The 18,154-nt window shown below is 62.8% G+C and carries 17 protein-coding genes; 10 read left to right on the forward strand and 7 right to left on the reverse strand.

Annotated features, from left to right (window positions below; translation table 11 throughout):
* The coding region (locus VGL01_RS05385; RefSeq protein ID WP_331567822.1) for a substrate-binding domain-containing protein at window positions 1–694 on the forward strand (694 nt) is incomplete at its 5' end.
* A 17-nt stretch (window positions 695–711) separates the two neighbouring features.
* On the opposite strand, the gene VGL01_RS05390 is transcribed toward VGL01_RS05385, so the two are convergent.
* Window positions 712–1,443, reverse strand: coding sequence for a phosphatase PAP2 family protein (locus tag VGL01_RS05390; protein ID WP_331567824.1), 732 nt, complete (start codon window positions 1,441–1,443; stop codon window positions 712–714).
* Window positions 1,444–1,866: 423 nt separating this feature from the next.
* On the opposite strand from VGL01_RS05390, the gene VGL01_RS05395 reads away from it, so the two are divergent.
* Complete coding sequence (locus VGL01_RS05395) at window positions 1,867–2,604, forward strand: hypothetical protein (protein ID WP_331567826.1); 738 nt, start codon at window positions 1,867–1,869, stop codon at window positions 2,602–2,604.
* A gap of 63 nt (window positions 2,605–2,667) precedes the next feature.
* Here VGL01_RS05395 and VGL01_RS05400 read toward each other — a convergent pair whose 3' ends face one another.
* Window positions 2,668–3,789: a sn-glycerol-3-phosphate ABC transporter ATP-binding protein UgpC gene (locus VGL01_RS05400; RefSeq protein ID WP_331567827.1), complete on the reverse strand. Its 1,122-nt coding sequence runs from the start codon at window positions 3,787–3,789 to the stop codon at window positions 2,668–2,670.
* A gap of 165 nt (window positions 3,790–3,954) precedes the next feature.
* Between VGL01_RS05400 and VGL01_RS05405 the strand changes: the two genes are divergently transcribed.
* The 6 genes from VGL01_RS05405 (at window position 3,955) to VGL01_RS05430 (ending at window position 10,126) form a co-directional block, all read left to right on the forward strand.
* Complete coding sequence (locus VGL01_RS05405; protein ID WP_331567828.1) at window positions 3,955–5,307, forward strand: sugar ABC transporter substrate-binding protein; 1,353 nt, start codon at window positions 3,955–3,957, stop codon at window positions 5,305–5,307.
* A gap of 61 nt (window positions 5,308–5,368) precedes the next feature.
* Complete coding sequence (locus VGL01_RS05410) at window positions 5,369–6,301, forward strand: sugar ABC transporter permease (RefSeq protein WP_331567829.1); 933 nt, start codon at window positions 5,369–5,371, stop codon at window positions 6,299–6,301.
* Window positions 6,298–7,179, forward strand: coding sequence for a carbohydrate ABC transporter permease (locus VGL01_RS05415; protein WP_331567830.1), 882 nt, complete (start codon window positions 6,298–6,300; stop codon window positions 7,177–7,179). The genes VGL01_RS05410 and VGL01_RS05415 overlap by 4 nt, the downstream gene beginning before the upstream one ends.
* Before the next feature lie 30 nt (window positions 7,180–7,209).
* On the forward strand, window positions 7,210–8,190 hold the full coding sequence (locus VGL01_RS05420) for a sugar-binding transcriptional regulator (RefSeq protein WP_331567831.1): 981 nt from the start codon (window positions 7,210–7,212) through the stop codon (window positions 8,188–8,190).
* A 10-nt stretch (window positions 8,191–8,200) separates the two neighbouring features.
* The gene (locus VGL01_RS05425; RefSeq protein ID WP_331567832.1) at window positions 8,201–8,947 is read left to right on the forward strand and encodes an SDR family oxidoreductase; all 747 of its coding nucleotides are present in this window, start codon (window positions 8,201–8,203) and stop codon (window positions 8,945–8,947) included.
* A gap of 78 nt (window positions 8,948–9,025) precedes the next feature.
* A complete protein-coding gene (locus VGL01_RS05430; RefSeq protein WP_331567833.1) occupies window positions 9,026–10,126 on the forward strand; it encodes an alcohol dehydrogenase catalytic domain-containing protein in 1,101 nt (366 codons plus the stop codon).
* On the opposite strand, the gene VGL01_RS05435 is transcribed toward VGL01_RS05430, so the two are convergent.
* The 5 genes from VGL01_RS05435 to VGL01_RS05460 all read right to left on the reverse strand — a co-directional run bounded on the left by VGL01_RS05435 (window position 10,086) and on the right by VGL01_RS05460 (window position 15,873).
* Entirely contained in the window at window positions 10,086–11,084 is a 999-nt protein-coding gene (locus VGL01_RS05435; RefSeq protein WP_331567834.1) for an amidohydrolase family protein, read from the reverse strand. The two genes, VGL01_RS05430 and VGL01_RS05435, sit on opposite strands and share 41 nt — an antisense overlap.
* Window positions 11,062–12,009, reverse strand: coding sequence for a YncE family protein (locus VGL01_RS05440; protein ID WP_331567835.1), 948 nt, complete (start codon window positions 12,007–12,009; stop codon window positions 11,062–11,064). The genes VGL01_RS05435 and VGL01_RS05440 overlap by 23 nt, the downstream gene beginning before the upstream one ends.
* Window positions 12,010–12,100: 91 nt before the next feature.
* A complete protein-coding gene (locus VGL01_RS05445) occupies window positions 12,101–13,417 on the reverse strand; it encodes an MFS transporter (RefSeq protein WP_331567836.1) in 1,317 nt (438 codons plus the stop codon).
* Between the two features lie 120 nt (window positions 13,418–13,537).
* The gene (locus tag VGL01_RS05450; RefSeq protein ID WP_331567837.1) at window positions 13,538–14,584 is read right to left on the reverse strand and encodes a 4-hydroxythreonine-4-phosphate dehydrogenase PdxA; all 1,047 of its coding nucleotides are present in this window, start codon (window positions 14,582–14,584) and stop codon (window positions 13,538–13,540) included.
* Between the two features lie 356 nt (window positions 14,585–14,940).
* On the reverse strand, window positions 14,941–15,873 hold the full coding sequence (locus VGL01_RS05460; protein WP_331567840.1) for a LysR family transcriptional regulator: 933 nt from the start codon (window positions 15,871–15,873) through the stop codon (window positions 14,941–14,943).
* Between the two features lie 186 nt (window positions 15,874–16,059).
* Here VGL01_RS05460 and VGL01_RS05465 point away from each other — a divergent pair, with 186 nt between their 5' ends.
* Window positions 16,060–16,857 (forward strand): alpha/beta fold hydrolase, encoded by a 798-nt coding sequence (locus VGL01_RS05465; protein WP_331567838.1) that lies wholly within the window; start codon window positions 16,060–16,062, stop codon window positions 16,855–16,857.
* Window positions 16,858–17,063: 206 nt separating this feature from the next.
* The coding region (locus VGL01_RS05470) for a methyl-accepting chemotaxis protein (RefSeq protein ID WP_331567839.1) at window positions 17,064–18,154 on the forward strand (1,091 nt) is incomplete at its 3' end.

Consider the following 18,154-nt stretch of genomic DNA (forward strand, 5'->3'; position numbering starts at 1 on the left):
CTCGTTGCAAGACGAGAACCTCGCTGCCGGCACGATCCGGATCGGCGCGATGGATAGCGCGATTCATTCGTGGTTCGTCGATTTCGTCGCCGACGCGATGCACCACTACCCCAACCTCGATATCGAAGTCACGTCGGACACGGCGCTCAACCTGAACGAACAGTTGCGCCGCGGAACATTGGACCTCGTGATTCAGACCGACATGATCCGCGACGAGACGATCCGCAGCGTGGAGCTGCTCGAACTGCCGGTGTCGTGGATTGCGGCGGCCGGATCGAACATGCAGCCCATGCAACCGGACGAAACGATGACCGCCGCGTTGCGTCGGCTCGGCGCCGAGCGGCTCATCACATATTCTCGCCACTCGCGTCCGCACCAGGATTTGCTGCGACTCATGCAGTCATATGGCGTCGCCGAGGCGCGCGTGAGTTGCGTAAACTCCCTGGCCGCGATGATTCAATTGACGCGCACCGGGTTCGGCGTGGCGGCGATGCCGCCGGCACTCGTGGCCGATCTGCTGGAAAAAGGCGTGCTTCGCCGGCTCGACGGGCTCGAAACCCCGCCGCCGCTACCGTTCGTGATTGCCTGGCGTACGGGCACGAATCGCGCTGAGAATCTCGTCGACATCGCCGCGCAAACGGTTCGCAAGTTCGCCGAGCGAGTAGGCGACGGTGCGGCGCGTCTCATCGTTTGATCCGCATTGCCAGCGGCTCACGACGTTTCGAAGTAGTGCTCCGAGAAGAAGTGCGCGATGACTCGGAACTCGTCGAACTGCGTGGCCAGCTCGAAGCTCAGTAAGAACGCCAACGCGAAAAACGGTCCGGGCCATCGTCGTGCCATCGCAAGCACGGGTTTCGCGGCGGTCGCGCGTATCGGCCGCACACTCATGATGCCGGCGAGCAGGACCCCAAGCAGCCCACCCACGATCACATCGCTCGGATAATGCAACCCGAGATAGATGCGCGGCAACCCGATCAGCACGGCGGTATGAATGAACGCATAGATGCCGAGCCATCTCGACGCCAAAAAAATGCCCATTGAAATCGCGCACCAAAGCATTGCATGGTCGCTTGGAAATGCGCTCCATGTGCGCGGCAACAACTGATCGACTTTCGTGACGGGATACAAGCCTTGCAGAGCCGGCTCGTAGACCGGACGCAGCCGAAACGGCAGGTAATGCGCGAGTAGCCGTCCCGCGAGGAATGCAACGAAACCGCTCACGATCGCAATGACTACCAGTTCGCGGTCGCGCCGCCGAATGGCGATCTCGTCCCGCGAGGTCGCGCGGTAATGTCTGAACCAGATCCACCAGAGCAACGCCACGAGCAGCGTGCCCTTGAACAAGTACATCTTCGAGATCGCGTCGACGATATGAGCGACCGATTGCGAATGCACCGTGTAATGGCTCATCGCTTCGATCAACGGACGATCGAATGCGTTCATACCTCTCCCTTTTCGAGCACGCCCTTTCCTGCCGGGTCTGGCGCAACGTCGCTAGGCTAGCGCACACATCGCGGTCGAACCGCGCGCTACCGATCATAAAATCGTCATAGGAGTCGCATGCGAGGAACATGGCTTGCTGCCGCGGGCGGCTGCTCGCGCCGGCAAACGCGGTCCTTGCGCACGCAATCGAATGCAATATGAAAGGAACGGGAAGGATAAATGAATGCGCCCGGACCATTGGGCGAGAAGCATGCTTGCCGAGGCGATCGGCTCGCTCGCTTCGGTATGCGAGCGAGGGGAGAAAAATCTGAGAATGCGGCGGGAGGCGGTAATTCGGTCCTAGACCACCTCGCATAGTCGATGATTCAGCGCGGCCGGCGCGTAGTTTGAAGCACTCATTCCCAATTGCATTGGAGGCACAAATTGAAATGGAACGATGTGGCTATCCTTCTACTGGATCCGGCCGATGGAACGATCCGCGAATGCGCAAATGCCTGGAAAAAGCGCTACGGAATTTCGCGCGACCGAAGCTTCAGCGTCCCCTTTGCGCGCACTCACCGCCGCGCGGGCGAGATACTCCCGGGATACAAGCGTCTTGAAGCGGGTTCGTTGTCTTTCAGCAATCTCACGACCAAGCTGATCGTGGTCAGCCACGGCTGCCCCCAAGGGTTGTTCCTCGGCAGAACGTTGCTGGGCGCCCCGGACGTTGCGTACCAGCTGGCCGGGTGGGGTTTGACGAGCGCCGGTCTGCTGGCATTTCGCGGGTGCCTGCTCGGAAAGGCCAACTTTCTCGACAGGCTCGTCCCGTCGCTCTCGCATGCAAACATCGAAGCCGGCTGGCTCCTCGGTTACAAACGCGAAGCCATCTCGCTCGGGATCGATCCGGGTTGGCTCGAGACCCCGCGCCTGCTTATCGATACGCAGCTCAACGGGAAGCACGAAGGATGTCACCATCCGATGGCCACCGAACGCCGAGCGCCGCCACGCGTCGCGGCGCACGAGGGAATCGGCTTCTTCGACCGGCTGCTTCGTGAAGCCACCGGGGGCCGCTCCAAGCTGCCTGACGAGCAGCGCGTCAAAGTCGTTCGAGGCAACCGGGTCGTCGCGCCGCCCAACGGGTCGAGTCCACGGTACCCCGCCTACCTCGAAACGCCCGTCTGACGGCAACGGCCGGCCGCGCCCGTGGCACGCTCGGGCGTTCGCCGGCCATGCCGAATTGACGTCTCACGCGGCGGCCTGCTCGGCCATCGAGCGCGTATTGACGAGTGCCCGGCCGTCTTGCGCGAACAGATGCACATGGCGAATCGCAAAGCCTGCCGCAATGCGTTGGCCCTCCACGGCCTTGGACTCGCCCGAACCCTTGAGCTGAATCGTTCGATCGTCCGCCAGACGCAGATGCAGCAGCGTTTCTCCGCCAAGATGCTCGATGACCATCACTTCACCCGCGAACGCACCCTCTGCGCCCGCCATGTCCTGTTCGAGCAGATGCTCGGGGCGAATGCCGAGCGTCAACGTTTCGCCGGCGCGCACGCCGTTAGCATCGAAAGGCAACGCCAGCGACGCGCCGCCCGGCAGTTCCACCGCGACACTGCGGCCTTCGGCGGAAACCACGCGCACATCGAGGAAATTCATCTTGGGCGAGCCGATGAAACCGGCCACGAAGCGGTTACGCGGCTGGCGATAAAGCTCGAGCGGCGAGCCGATTTGCTCGACCAGGCCATGGTTGAGCACGACGATGCGGTCCGCCATCGTCATGGCTTCGGTCTGATCGTGCGTGACGTAGATCATCGTTGCGTTCAACTGCTTGTGCAGCTTGATCAGCTCGAGCCGCATCTGCACCCGCAGCGCAGCATCGAGGTTCGAGAGCGGTTCGTCGAAAAGAAAGACCTTCGGCTCGCGCACGATGGCGCGCCCGATCGCCACGCGCTGACGCTGCCCACCCGAGAGCGCGCGCGGGCGGCGTTCGAGTAGCTGTCCGATCTGCAAAATCTCCGCTGCGCGACGTACGCGACGCTCGATCTCGTCCTTCGGCAACTTGAGCATGCGCAGGCCAAACGCGATGTTCTCGTACACCGACATATGCGGATAGAGGGCGTACGACTGAAACACCATGGCGACACCACGTTGCGAGGGCTCGAGGTCCGTCACGTCCTCCTCGCCGATAAGCACGCGGCCCGAATCGACCGCCTCCAGGCCGGCGATGGTGCGAAGCAGCGTGGACTTGCCGCATCCCGAAGGCCCCACGAACACGAGAAACTCGCGGTCCGCGACTTCGATGTCGATGCCCTTCAGCACTTCCGTAGCGCCGAACGTCTTGCGGATTGCCTGCAACTGAACTGCACTCATGCGTGTCTCCCGCGGTCCAGATCCGTACCGGAATCGCCGCACCGCATCACGAACTTCGAATCGAATTCTTCTTGACAAGTGCCTCGGGTCAAAATATACATTTGTAAAACTGAAATTACAAGTGTATCGCACGAGGCGAGCACACTACATCCCAGGAGACAGGCAATGAACAAACGCTTCCTTCGGCCGAAGGCCTCGACGTTGTTGCTGGCGACCGCTTCGCTCTTCGCCGCGGCGAACACTTATGCGTGGACGCTGAAGGAAGCGGCGGCACCGTACTCGGGTACGACGATCAACGCAATCTTTCTCGATCGTCCCGGGTACAAGGCCGCGGCCCAGCTGATTCCCGAGTTCGAGAAGGAAACGGGCATCAAGGTCAAGTTCGAGACGATTCCCTACGAGAGCACGCGCGAGCGCGAAGTGCTCAACTTCGCGAGCGGCGGCGCGCAAGACGTGGTGCTTGTCGACGTGGTGTGGATCGGCGAGTTCGCGAACAACAAATGGCTCGCACCGATCAAGAAATTCACGGACGACCCGAAGCTGGCGGACCCGAATCTGAACCTGAAGGGCTTTTTCCCGATTCTGCTCGATTCGTTCGGTACCTGGAACAAGGTCACCTATGGGTTGCCGTTCGATAACTATTCCGGGCTCATGTTCTACAACAAGTGCATGCTCAAGGACGCCGGGTTCGATACGCCGCCGAAGACTTGGGATGACCTGCTGAACACCTACGCACCCAAGCTGACCCACCCGGACAAGAACCAATACGCGTTCGCGCTGCAATCGCGCCGCGGCGAGACGCAATCGGCCGACAGCTTCATGCGCGTGCTATGGCCGAACGGCGGCTCGCTGCTCGATGCGAAGTTCAAGTCCAATTTGCTTTCGCCGCAATCGCAGGCCGGCCTCGAGTACCGCCAGAAGCTGATGAAGTACATGCCGCCGGGCATCGTCGACTTCGACCACGCGGAAGCCGTCAATGCGCTCGCCCAAGGGCGCGTTGCGATGATCACCGAGTGGTCGGCGTTCTATCCCACGCTGACCGATCCGTCGAAATCGAAGATCGGCAACTGCCTGGCGATCACTACCGAACCGCGCGGTCCGGCCGGCCTGAAGCCTGCATTGGGCGGTTTTTCGCTCGCCGTCAACGCGAAGTCGAACGCGAAAAAACAGGCGGCAGCGTGGCTGTTCATTCAATGGATCACGTCCGAGCAGATGGCCAAACCGTACCTCGAAGCGGGCGGCGTGCCGGCTCGCATGGCCGTCTATCAGGACAAAGCCGTGCAGGACAAATATCCGTTCGTGAAGCCGATGGTCGAATCGTGGCAAGGCGGCGTGCCTGACTATCGTCCCCGTTTCCCCGAGTGGCCGGCCATTTCCGAAATCATCGCCGAGTGGGGCACGAAGATGATGCTGGGCCAGGTCTCCGTCAAGGACGGCGCGAAGACGATCGGCGACAAGATGGATGCGATCCTCGCCAAGGACGGCTACTACGACGGCAAAAAACCCTTGTTGAAATAAGGCCGAACCGCATGCGGCGCGCGCAACGAGCACAACGATGCCAGACCCGAGGAGCCAGACGATGAAGACGACCGTGCCAGGCACCACGGCACGAACGAGATCAGCGGCCGCGCGCTTGCGGCTGTGGCCGCGCTCGCCGGCCTTCTGGTTTCTGTTCCCGGCCATCTTCGCGCTGGCTGCGATCGGCGTCTATCCGCTGCTCGTTGCGCTCTATAACTCGTTTCATCAATACAAGCTCGCCGATGTCGAATCCGGCACCCCATTCGTCGGATTCGACAATTACGTGGCGACGCTCACCGATCCGTCGTTCTGGCAAGCGCTCGGCCGCACCGTGCTGTTCTTATGCCTGACACTGCCGATCGAAGTGGGCATCGGCCTTTTCGCAGCGCTGATGCTGCATCGCAGCGGCCTCGCGTGGATGCGGGCCGCGGCCCGCGTGAGTCTCGTCATTCCGATGGCGACGACGTATGCCGTCGTCGGCCTGATCGGCCGGCTCATCTTCAATCGGCAATTCGGCGTCGCCAACTATTTGCTGAGCTTTTTCGGGGTGCCGCCGCTCGACTGGCTCGCCGATCCGACGCTTGCCTATGTCTCGGTGATGATCATGGACATCTGGCAGTGGGCGCCATTTTGCGCGCTGATCTTTCTCGCAGGCCTGGCGATGGTGCCCAAAGAGGCCGAGGAAGCCGCACGGCTCGAAACGCCGAGGTGGAGCATGATTCTCTGGCACCTGCAGCGGCCTTACCTGCTGCCCGGTCTCACCGCCATCATGATCCTGCGTTCCGCGGACATGCTGAAGATGTTCGATGCCGTCTTCACGATGACGCGCGGCGGACCGGGCTCAGCCACCGAATTCATCAGCGTCTACATCCAGCGCATCGGCTTCAGGCTCTTCGATCAAGGCATGGCATCGGCGCAGGCCATGCTGCTGCTGATTCTCACGATCGTTCTTTCGCGTCTTTATATCCGCTTCGTCTATCGGGAGGCCGCTTGAACACGACACCGACCACGCCCGATTCCGGCCGTGTCACGCTGCGCGCGCGGCGCGCCCGCCTCGCACGTCAGCGCGCGGGCGCCGGCCATTTTTTTGGCCTCCTGATCGTTTTTCTGTCTTCGGTATTCCCGTTCTACTGGATGGTGACCACGAGCCTGAAACACCAGGCCGATGCCCTCGCCTATCCTCCGCACTGGATCTTTACGCCGACGCTCGACCATTACATCGATGCGCTCTTTCAGCACGACGTAGCGGGCAGCCTAGTCAATTCTCTGCTCATCGCGAGCAGTACAACCGTGCTCTCGATCCTGCTGGGCACGCCGGCCGCCTATGCACTCGCGCGCTACGAATTTCGCGGCAAGGAAGACCTGTGGTTCTGGTTCATCTCGAACCGGATGGTGAGCCCGGTCGTGCTGGCGGTGCCGTTCTTTCTGATTGCGACGAAGCTCGACCTCGTCGATACGCATATCGTGCTGATCCTGCTTTACCTGACGTTCTCGCTGCCGATCGTGGTCTGGATCTGCACGGATCAATTCCGCAATATTCCCGTCGAGCTCGACGAAGCGGCACGCCTCGACGGCGCCTCGCCGTGGCGCGTGTTCTGGCGGATCAACCTGCCCCTCGCGATGCCGGGCATCGTCGTGTCGGCCATTTTCGCGTTCATCTTTTCCTGGAACGACCTGCTCTATGCGCTCGTGCTGACACGCTCCGACGCGGTGACGTCGCCCGTTGCCGCGACGAGCTATATGAGCGGATATGAGCTGCCGTGGGGCGAGATCATGGCAACCGGCACGCTCATCGTGCTGCCGATGGTCGTGTTCGCACTGCTCGTCTCGGGCCGGCTCGTGCAAGGCCTTACCATGGGCGCGGTCAAATAACGCCATTCACCTCGACGCACCGCACTGCCCATGAGCAAGACAGACACCTCCGCGCCGGCAAGCGCCGACGACGAATCGATAGACAGCGAAGAAGAGCTGCAAGCGCGCGTCGCCTGGCATTACTACGTCGGCAACCTCACGCAGCAGGAAATCGCGCAGCGCATCGGCAGCAACCGCGTGCGAGTGAACCGCCTGCTTGCCGCCAGCCGCGAATCGGGTCTCGTGCAGATCACGATCAACAGCCGCATCGCGCCGTGCGTGTCACTCGAAGCGGCGCTCGCCGCGCGTTTCGGGCTGACCGATGCAATCGTCGTGCCGACCGGTCTCACGCACGAGGCGAACATGGCCGCGCTGGGTATCGGTGCGGCCGCCTATTTTTGCAAGCAGATCGAGCCCGGGCATACGATCGGGCTTGGCTGGGGCCGCACGATTCGCGCCGTCTTGCGCGCGATGCCGCAACGGGCTTACGGACCGATCTCCGCGGTCTCCCTGCAAGGCGGCCTGTCGCACTGTCCAAGCATCAATACCTTCGATATCGTCTCGGACTTCGCGAATCTCTGCCACGCGGACGGCTACCTGTTCGCCGCGCCGATCTATGTCAGCAGCCAGAAGGCGCGCGATGTGATCCTGCAGGAGGAGACGGTACGCGAGACCTATGAGCTTGCCCGCGGCGCCGATCTCGCGCTGCTGACGGTCGGCGATCTGACCGAGTCGCTCGTCATCACTTACGGCATCAACAACCCCGACGATCTGCGCACGCTGCGCAAGGCCGGCGCCGTGGGCGACATGCTCGGCCACTTCATGGACGAGAACGGCAAGCTGATCGACCATCCATTGAACCGCCGTACCGTGGCCATTGCGCTCGACGATCTGCGCGGCATCAAGCGCGTCGTGCTCGTGAGCGGCGGCGCCAAGAAGTTCTCCGTGACGCGCGCGGCGTTGCGCGGCGGCTACGTCTCGGTCCTCGTCACCGACGAGGACTCGGCGCGACGGCTGATCGACGAACCATGAGGGCGACGACATGACAGCGCTCGACAGAAGCCGCGAGTTCGCGGGCAAGACCGTGCTCGTGACGGGTGCCGGAAAAGGTATCGGCGAAGCCACGGCCCGCCTGATGGCCGCGCGCGGGGCGCGCGTCATCGCAGTGAGCCGCACGCGCAGCGATCTCGAAGCGCTCGCCGCGGCGATCGGCTGCGAGACCGTCTGCGTCGATCTGGCCGATGCCGATGCGGCACGTGCCGCGGCGCAAGCGGCGCAGCCTGTCGATCTGCTCGTCAACAACGCCGGGATGGTAGAGCTTCAGCCGTTTCTCGATACCACCGTCGACGCGTTCGACACCACGATGGCGGTCAACGTCCGCGCGCCGATGATCGTCGCGCAGGTCTGCGCGCGCAGCATGATCGAGCGCGGTGTGCCGGGCGCGATCGTCAACGTGTCGAGCATCTCCGCGATGATCGGGCTACCGCTGCATGCGGCGTACTGCGCCTCGAAGGCCGCGCTCGACGGTCTCACGCGCGTCATGGCCGTCGAGCTCGGTGCGCATGGCATTCGCGTGAATGCGATCAACCCCGTCGTCACCCTCACCCCGATGGCTGAAAAAGCGTGGAGCGATCCCGCCAAATCCGCGCCGATGCTCGCGCGTATTCCGCTCGATCGATTCGTGCAACCCGACGAGGTCGCTCGCTCCATCGCGTATTTGCTCGGTGACGATGCCGCGATGGTGAGCGGCACGAGCCTCGCGGTGGACGGAGGCTTTCTGGCGGGATGAAGAAAGTCTGGCCAGACGCCACGCACCAAACGATGAATCAGGACTCCTAACCGTTTCGATATGCCGAGAGCAAACATCATGAGCGAATCGAATGCCCAAGATCAGATGACCGCAATCGTCTGCCATGCCCCGAAGGACTACCGCGTCGAACGGGTGGCGCGGCCGCAGCCGGGGCCCAATGAACTCGTCATCCGCATTGCCGCGTGCGGCGTGTGCGCGAGCGACTGCAAATGCTACTCGGGCGCCAAGATGTTCTGGGGCGGTCCGAGCCCCTGGGTGAAGGCGCCCGTCATTCCGGGGCACGAGTTTTTCGGTTACGTGGAGGCGTTGGGCGACGGTGCGGCCGAGCACTTCGGCGTCGCCGAGGGCGATCGCGTGATCGCCGAACAGATCGTGCCTTGCGGGAAATGCCGTTATTGCAAATCGGGCCAATACTGGATGTGCGAAATCCATAACATCTTCGGCTTTCAGCGCGAGGTGGCCGACGGCGGCATGGCCGAATATATGCGCATTCCGCCCACCGCGATCGTGCACAAGATTCCTCTTGGCATTTCGCTCGAGGACGCGGCCATCATCGAACCGCTCGCTTGCGCGATTCATACCGTCAATCGCGGCGATATCCAGCTCGACGATGTCGTCGTCATTGCCGGTGCGGGGCCGCTCGGCTTGATGATGGTGCAAGTCGCGCATTTGAAGACCCCGAAAAAGCTCGTGGTCATCGATCTCGTCGACGATCGGCTCGCGCTTGCGCGCGAATACGGGGCCGATATCACGATCAATCCGACGCGCGAAGAGGCGCTCGCCATCGTTCGGTCGATCACCGATCAATACGGCTGCGATGTCTACATCGAGACGACCGGCTCGCCTTCAGGGGTTACGCAGGGCCTGGATCTGATCCGCAAGCTCGGGCGATTCGTCGAGTTTTCCGTATTCGGCGCCGATGCCAGCGTGGACTGGTCGATCATCGGCGATCGTAAGGAACTCGATGTGCGCGGCGCGCATCTGGGCCCCTACTGCTACCCCATTGCCATCGACCTGCTGGCGCGCGGGCTCGTCACATCGAAGGGTATCGTCACGCACGGTTTCGCGCTCGAAGAGTGGGACGAAGCAATCAAGGTGGCCAATTCGCTCGATTCGATCAAGGTGCTGATGCGGCCGAGGCATGGCGCGGCGGGTTGAGGTCGAGCTGGTAGATTCGGGCCGCGTTGTCATGCCAGACTGCGCGGCGCGCGCACTCGTCGAGTCCCATGTCCGCCAGCGCGGCGGCGAAGGTCGACACGAGTGCCGGGTAGGCGATGCGCAGCCCCGCCACCGGAAAGTTGCTCGCGAACATGCACCGCTCGACGCCGAACGTCTCGATCGTGTCCCGTATGATCCGCCGGTTTTCCATCTCGTTCCATCCCGAATTCCGCAATCCGAATTCCGACAACTTCACCGAGACGCGCGGGTGCGCGGCCAGCGCCGCCATGCCGCGCCGCCAACGCGCGAGGCCCCCTTCAGTTCGATCCCACGGCAATCCGGCATGTTCGAGCATCACATCGAGTGCGGGCGCGTCGGCCAATCGAGCGGCCGCTTCTTCCAGATGCCAGAACGGCACGCGCAAGTCCCACCCTAGTCCGTGGGAGCGCAGCCGTTCGAGGGCACGCGGCCATCGCGGATCGTTCAGTGTGCCCGGACCGCGGATCCTCTCGGCGGGCATGGCCGACGTGAGAGGCTTGAAGCGCACGGCGCGCACGAGCGGATAGCGAGCCTGCTCGGCGATACGCTCGCCGGCATCGTCGGCCAGCAGGTCGACCCATGCGACAACGGCCGACGGAAGGCCGTGCCGCGCCGCGACTTCGTGCAGCCAACGCGTCTCCGCGAGCGCGTCGGCGCGTGCGCATTCCGCTTCCACGTGCACGCTTGCCACAATGGGCGCACCGCAGGCCGCGCGGCGAAACTCTTCCGCGCCGAAGTCGCGGCGCAACGCATCGTACGGGCCGAGCATGAAGTGCTCCGCGTCATACGCCTCCTGCAGCCACGGATAACTGAGGTCGCCGCCGAGTCGCCATAGATGATGGTGTGCGTCGACGATCGCATCGGGCAGACCCGGCCGTGCGTCGTCCATAGGCCGGTCAGCGGTTGCCTGCGAGCACATACGATGCGTCCGGCTCGCGCAGCGTCGGCATTTCGCCGATGAACCGCCAGCTCGTCATGTCTAGTTCGCGGACGTGATCGTCCTGGAACGAGATATAAGCCGCTCGTCGCGAGGGATGGAACGACAGCGCGGTCGGGTTCGCCGGCAGCGCGATCCGCTCGATTTCCTCGAGCTGCGTTGCGTCGAAAACCGAAACCGATCGATCTCCCGAATTGGTCAGCAGCAGCAGGTCGCGGCCATCCTGTGCGGTCGTGCGGTAGATGCGATTCGGATCGCTGCGCGTTTTCACACGGCGCCCGCAGGTCATCGTTTCGGTGTCGATTGCAACGAGCGTGTCATCGCCGCGGTTCGCGACGTAAAGCGTGCGCTCGTCGCTCGACAACGCATTGCCCTCGGGGCGCGGCCCCGGCATCACGGATCGCGGTGTAACCGTTGCATCGCGCGGATGAAACCGCGTGACCGTGTTCGACAGCAGATGGACTCCGTATGCACTGTTCGCTTCGCGCGCCAGCGTCACCAGGTGCGTCTTCACGCCGCCCGACGGCACCGCCATGTTCGGCACGTCCTGATCGCCGGGACGATCGAAGATGAGCAGCATGTCGTTTGCCTCGCTCATCGCATACAGGCGCCCCTCGCTGTCGCTCGCCATGCCGTGCGGCCGAAAGTACGGCCATAGATCGAGCATGCGCGTGAGTCTGCGCTCTCCCAGATCGATTTCGGCAATCCGGTGATCGCCCTGCTCGCCGCGCGTCCACGCGGTTTCGATCCCGAAGATGCCGACGTACGCATGGCGGCCGCTCGCAGCCACTGTGAACTCGTGGGGAAAAGCCGGCAGGACGATATGCTTGAGCGCCGTTTTCGTTTCGAGATCGTAGAAGCTGAACGTATGGGCACATTTTTGCACCAGCAGCAGGATATCGTTCATGGTGAAGCCTTGTCCTCAGGTGATTGCGTCGCGGCCGCACGCATGAGCGCGGCGCCCCGCGGTATCGATCGGATCGGGGCCCAGACTTGCGTCACGCTTCGCAGCGCTTCGGCAGCGCCATCGAGAGCAAGCCGGCGATCGCCAGCGTCACCGCCAGGCTGTACACGCCGGCGGCCGAGCTGAGGTGCTGGGTGAGCACACCCACCGCATAGGGCCCGCAAAACCCACCCAGATTACCCAATGCGTTGATCAGGCCGCGTGCGCCGCCCGCCGTTTCGCGGGTGCACAGCTTGGGCAGAATTGCCCAGAATACGCCCGCCGCGGCTTGGAGAAAGAACCCGCAGCCGACGAGGAACGCAAAGGAAACGGACATCGTCGATCGTGTCAGTACCGACAGCGCGAGGCAGGCCGCGAAGCCGACAAGCGGAAGCAGCACGAACAGACGCCGTTTGCCGGTCAGATCGGACAGGTACGACGTTGCGAACATGCCCACGATCATCGCGATATAAGGCAGCATCGCGAGTAGCCCCACCTTGCCCATGCCCGTATGCATAAGGTTCTTCAGCAGCGTGGGGAGCCACATCGTGTAGCCGTAGATGCCGAACTGGTAGCAGAAGTTGACCGCGATCAGCAGCCAGATCGTCGGATTGCCCATCACCTTTCGAAACGACGTCGAAGGCAACGCGCCCGCGCTCTCGGCGCTTTCGCGTTCGGCGCGCAGCGCGTCGAGAATGTATGCCTTTTCGCGCGGCGAGATCCAGCGGGCCGTCTCGGGGCCGTCGTCGGCAAACAGCAGCCAGACACCAAGGAACAGCAGCGACAGCGCGCCCGTGCTGAAGAACAGATGGCGCCAGTCGTATGTCGCCAGGATGTAACCCGACAACGGCGCGGTGATCATGCCGGCGAGCGGCACGAACATGATGACCATGGCGTTGGCGCGTCCGCGTTCCCGATCGGGGAACCAGTTGCAGACCATCGTCAGCACGACCGGCAACATGCCGCCCTCCGCAACACCGAGCAAGAAACGTAGCGTCAGCAGCTCCCATGTGTGCGTGACGAGCCCCGTCATCCCCGAGAGCGCGGCCCAACTGACGAGCGACCATGCGATGAACTTCTTGCCCCCGCCAAGTGCCGCGCGATAGCCACCGGGGATTTGCAGGAACAGGTAGCCGAAAAAGAAGATCCCGCCGGCGAGACCGGCCATCGTAGCGTCCATGCCAAGCTCGGCGTTCATCCCGCCAGGCAGCGCGAAGGCGATGTTCACGCGGTCCATGTACGAGATGACGCAAGCGAGCAGCAGCGGCGGAATCACACGCAGCCAGCGGCGACGCGGCATCGCCGCATCGGCTTCATAGGCCGCGTTCGCGGCAGGGTTGGCCGTGCTATCGGCCGGGTTCAACGAATTCATTGTCTGTCTCCTGTACTACGTCATGTTTTTTTGTCAGCGGCGCCGTTCGCCGGGCGAGCGCCGTTCGGCGCATCGATCGGCGTCAAGTACCCCAGGTCGTGGGTTCGTGGTCGCCCTCGATCAATCCACGACAGCCGATTGCCGATGCGCCGCTCCCATGCGGCATGCGATCTGAAACGCCTGCCACATCGCGCCGACATCGGCGCGGCCGCACCCGACGATGTCGTATGCCGTGCCGTGCGCCGGCGTCGTGATGGGCACTGGCAATCCGCCTTGAACGGTGACGCCTCGGGAGAAGCCCATGAGCTTGATCGCGATCTGGCCTTGATCGTGGTACATCGTGACGATCGCGTGATATTCGCCGGCCTGTGCCTTGAGGAAGATCGTGTCCGCGGGGAACGGGCCATGAAACGGCGTGTCGGTCGGCCAACTACGCGCTTGCAATGCACGTACGGCGGGACCGATGATCTCGAGTTCCTCACGACCGCACACGCCGCCGTCGCCGCCGTGCGGATTGAATGCGGCGATGGCGACTTTCGGTGCGGCGATGCCGTTCGCGAATAAGGACCGGTAAATGAGCTCGGCCGCCTGCGTGATGCGCTCGATGCTCAGATAGCTGGCCGCGTCTTTCAGCGGGACATGCGAGGAGATACGCGCCGTCCACAGATCGCCCAGCGTATTGAACTCGCAGAAGTAGTGCCGTACGCCCAGGTATTCCGCGAAGTGGTGCAACTCGTCCTCGTGGTCCAGCCCGCCTAGCTTCATCGCATGTTTGTTGAGCGGTGCAAAGCAGATCGCATCGACGACACCCGCAAGCGTCGCGTCCATACACTGATCCAGCACTCGCAGCACCGAAGCGCCGCCGACGGCGCGCGCTTCGCCGTAAACCACTTCGGCTCGGTCGACGGTATCGATAGCGACCAATGCGGGGCGCGACGTCGAAGTGCGAAGACGTGCATCGGCAAGCGAGGCGATAGGGTCGACTTCCACTTGGACACCCGCGACGCGCTGGCCTTCCTGCCAGAGCCATCGGTCTCCAATGAGCACGATGTTCGCGCGTGAGGTCGCGTCCGGGCGCGCCAGCAGTTTCGCGATCAGCTCTGAGCCGATACCGGCCGGATCGCCCAATGTCAGTGCGACGACGGGCAGATGCGCAGCGCTCGTCATGCCGCAACCTCTGATACGCTCGCCCGTGACTGCGGGGCGGGGTGTTCGATCGTCATCCGTTGATCTCCTTGAAAACAGGCCGCGTGGCGCGGAGGCGCGATTCAAGGTTGATCCTAGGTAGACGCTCTACTTCCGTAAATTGAAAACTATTGATGAATTGATAGCCACAGGTAATCAGCTGGGGCGCCATCGACGGAGGCGATTCCACCCCTCAACTGCTGAACCGCCTGCGGATGCGGCAGATAGCGCTGTTGCTCGCCGTCGAGGAATGCGCCACGCTACGCGGCGCCGCCGAGCCCAACGCCGAGCACGGGCTCGTTGCGGTGATCGATTATGCGTTCCGTCACACGCTACGTTCATACGGCAGCATCGTGCGCCGCGATCGCGAGCGACCGGCGCCAATGACCGGCTTCCTGGCGCAAGTAGCGCCAGAGGCGTTCGGCAATCGGGCCATGCGCGCGATCGTGGCGTCGCGCCGCGACCACCTCCTCCGTTGCGCCGGGTAAATAGCGTCCGGCGATCGACCGCAGCTTGCCCTCTTGCAGTTCGTTCTCTATCAGAAAGCGCGGCAGATGTCCCCAGCCGAGGCCTTGCAGGATGATCTCCTTTTTCATCGATTGATCGGCCACGGTACATCGATGCGCGCCTTCGATCGTGAAGTATTCCTGCTGCGGAGTATGTCGCGCCGTGTCGCGCATCACGCACTGCGTCAGCTCGCGTAGCTGCTCGGGCCGCAGCGCGCGCGGCAAAGGCTCCGGAAGCACACCGGGCGCGATGACCGGTACGAATTGCACCTTGCACAAATCGATCCATTCGATGCGGGCATCCGTCTTGTCGATGCGATGAACGATCAAGTCGGCGTCTGCGTCGAGCAGCCTTTCGATGGGACCGCCAACCGTTTCGAAATGCAGGTTGAGCCGTGTGCCCGGATAGCGGCTGAAAAATCCACCGAGCAATGCAAGCACGGCCTCGCGCGGACAGACATCGCCGATCACGATGTCGAGCTCGCTTTCCTCACCCATCGCCAATTGCGTCGCGTATTGACGCAATGTTTCGAATTCGCGCAGCAGCGGCTGCGCGCGCCGATGAAACGCTCGTCCCGCGGCGCTGAGGCGGACACGGTATCCGCTGCGATCGAACAGTGCGACATCCAGTTGGCGTTCGAGCCGCGCCACCGCGGCGAAGACGGCCGGATGCGAGCGGTTCAGTTGCGTCGCGGCGGCTTGAAAACCGCCCGCTTCAATGACCGCGTTGAAACATTGCAAATCGTGCAGTGTGAACTCGTACATGTCGATGCTGTTCCCTGATCGAAATGACATTACAAAGATGTTCCGAACTTTGTAATATCTTTTCACACTCTCCGCAACTAGGCTCTCTTCGACGGCAATGTTTGCCGCAGCGCTGCACCGTGCTCGAGACGCTGGAACGCATGCTCGGGCAGCGATCACGGTCACTTACTCGAAGGAGCTTTTACGATGGAAGAACGATCCTTTCTTACGCTCGGCGACGGCACGCGGGTCGCTTATCGCCTCGACGGCCAACCGCACTCCCCGGTGTTGGTGCTATCGAACTCGATCGGGACCGCACTGGAGATGTGGACAGACGACGTTCCGGAGTTCGCCGAGCATTTTCGCGTGCTTCGATACGACATGCGCGGTCACGGCGCATCCGATGTGCCGGCCGGTGCCTATTCGCTGCCACGGCTCGGCCGCGACGTCGTGGAGATGATGGACAAGCTCGGGATCGAACGCGCGCATTTCCTCGGGCTTTCGCTCGGCGGATTCGTCGGCCAGTGGCTTGGCATTCATGTGCCCGAGCGCATCGATCGTCTGGTGCTGAGCAATACCTCGGCTTATTTGGGGCCTGCCGAGCAGATCGATGCGCGCATCGCGTCGGTGCGCGAGCCCGCCAATATCGCCGAGACGGCCGAGACATTCCTGCGCAACTGGTTTCCCTCATCGATGCTGAACGACCGCGAACCGGCTGTCGAAAAGTTTCGGCAGGTGTTACTCGCGATGAATCCGCACGGCATCGCCGCCTCGTTGGCAGCAGTGCGGGATGCCGACTTGCGCAGGACCGTGGCGCTCATCGAACGGCCGACGCTCGTCATTACAGGGCGCGACGATACCGTCACCGCGGCGAGCCATGGCGAGGCGATCGCCGCAACGATTCCGGGCGCGCAGCTCGTCGCTCTGCCCACCGTACATCTGCCGAATATCGAGCGTCCACGGGAGTTCCGCGACGCGGTGCTGACTTTCCTGTTGCAGCGCTGAGGCACGGGTATTCCGGGCGTATGCCGAACCGCACGCGTCATGCGCCTAAACGATTGCTTATCGATGCGCCCAAAAAATGCTGAAAGTCTGTTGCTTCCCCCGTGTAAACCCGGGTGCGCGGCGCCTGCCTACGGCGCCGTAAATACGTACAACGGCGAGCCGCGCCGATCGCTCTCGCCGCGTACCGCGCGCGCCGAGCCCGAAACATGCATTTCGCTCAAGGACGTGTCGAGGCACCGATGCTCAAACTTTCGAATTACCGCCTGACCACCCGCATCGTGGCGGGCTTCGCGGTCATGATCGCGCTTGTTTTGCTGACGGGCGGCGCGGCCGTCTGGGCGATCATGGCCGCGTTGGCCGGGGAGCGCGACACAGTACGTGCACTGTTACCGGTGGTGGTGACCGTCTCGGTCGCATCCGTTGCGGCCGGTATGCTGCTCGGCTGGGGCATACGCCGGAGCATCCGCGTGCCGGTGGAAAACGTCGTTGCAACGGTGGGCCGGATTGCGGGCGGCGATCTGTTGACAAAAATAGAATCGCCGGGGCGCGATGAAATCGCGTGGCTCAATTACGAGTTGAACCAGATGCGTAAAAAGCTGCAGTCCACCATCGCGGAAGTCCGACTGTCCGCGGAAACGGTCGCGCAGGCGTCATGCGAAATCGCGGCCGGCAACAACGATTTGAGTACACGCACGGAGCAGCAGGCTTTGAGTCTGCAACGCACGGCGCATTCGGTTGCCGCGCTCACCGATGCCGTCAAGCACAACGCCGAACATGCGAAGCAGGCGAACGAACTGGTGGCGCAGGCGAGCGAGGTCGCGACACAGGGCGGCCGTACGATGCGCGACGCGGTGGCCACGATGAGCGATATCAACTCGAGTGCGACGAAGATCGGCGACATCATCAGCGTAATCGACAGCATCGCCTTTCAGACCAACATTCTGGCGTTGAACGCGGCCGTTGAAGCAGCGCGCGCGGGGGAGCAAGGCCGAGGCTTTGCCGTGGTCGCGACCGAGGTGCGCGCGCTCGCGCAACGCAGTGCCACGGCAGCGAAGGAAATCAACGAGCTCATCAGCAAATCGGTCGAGCAGATCGAATCGGGCGTGAAACTCGTCGACGTGGCCGGCCAGACGATGGAAGAGATCGTGAAGAGCGTGAAGCAAGCGGCCACGATCATGGGCGAGATCAGCTCGGCCAGTGCTGCTCAGCGCACGGGTATCGAGCAGATTCATGGGGAGATCGCTCAGATCGACAACGTCACGCAGCAAAACGCGGCGCTGGTCGAAGAGGCCTCGGC

The sequence above is a fragment of the Trinickia sp. genome (assembly GCF_036503415.1).
GTDB lineage: Bacteria > Pseudomonadota > Gammaproteobacteria > Burkholderiales > Burkholderiaceae > Trinickia.

Excerpts from the sequence above, each read along its gene's own strand:
- VGL01_RS05390 (WP_331567824.1), bottom strand. The coding sequence starts at position 1,443 with ATGAACGCATTCGATCGTCCGTTGATCGAAGCGATGAGCCATTACACG.
- VGL01_RS05400 (WP_331567827.1), bottom strand. The coding sequence starts at position 3,789 with ATGAGTGCAGTTCAGTTGCAGGCAATCCGCAAGACGTTCGGCGCTACG.
- VGL01_RS05405 (WP_331567828.1), top strand. The coding sequence starts at position 3,955 with ATGAACAAACGCTTCCTTCGGCCGAAGGCCTCGACGTTGTTGCTGGCG.
- VGL01_RS05410 (WP_331567829.1), top strand. The coding sequence starts at position 5,369 with ATGAAGACGACCGTGCCAGGCACCACGGCACGAACGAGATCAGCGGCC.
- VGL01_RS05420 (WP_331567831.1), top strand. The coding sequence starts at position 7,210 with ATGAGCAAGACAGACACCTCCGCGCCGGCAAGCGCCGACGACGAATCG.
- VGL01_RS05425 (WP_331567832.1), top strand. The coding sequence starts at position 8,201 with ATGACAGCGCTCGACAGAAGCCGCGAGTTCGCGGGCAAGACCGTGCTC.
- VGL01_RS05430 (WP_331567833.1), top strand. The coding sequence starts at position 9,026 with ATGAGCGAATCGAATGCCCAAGATCAGATGACCGCAATCGTCTGCCAT.
- VGL01_RS05435 (WP_331567834.1), bottom strand. The coding sequence starts at position 11,084 with ATGTGCTCGCAGGCAACCGCTGACCGGCCTATGGACGACGCACGGCCG.
- VGL01_RS05440 (WP_331567835.1), bottom strand. The coding sequence starts at position 12,009 with ATGAACGATATCCTGCTGCTGGTGCAAAAATGTGCCCATACGTTCAGC.
- VGL01_RS05445 (WP_331567836.1), bottom strand. The coding sequence starts at position 13,417 with ATGAATTCGTTGAACCCGGCCGATAGCACGGCCAACCCTGCCGCGAAC.
- VGL01_RS05450 (WP_331567837.1), bottom strand. The coding sequence starts at position 14,584 with ATGACGAGCGCTGCGCATCTGCCCGTCGTCGCACTGACATTGGGCGAT.
- VGL01_RS05460 (WP_331567840.1), bottom strand. The coding sequence starts at position 15,873 with ATGTACGAGTTCACACTGCACGATTTGCAATGTTTCAACGCGGTCATT.
- VGL01_RS05465 (WP_331567838.1), top strand. The coding sequence starts at position 16,060 with ATGGAAGAACGATCCTTTCTTACGCTCGGCGACGGCACGCGGGTCGCT.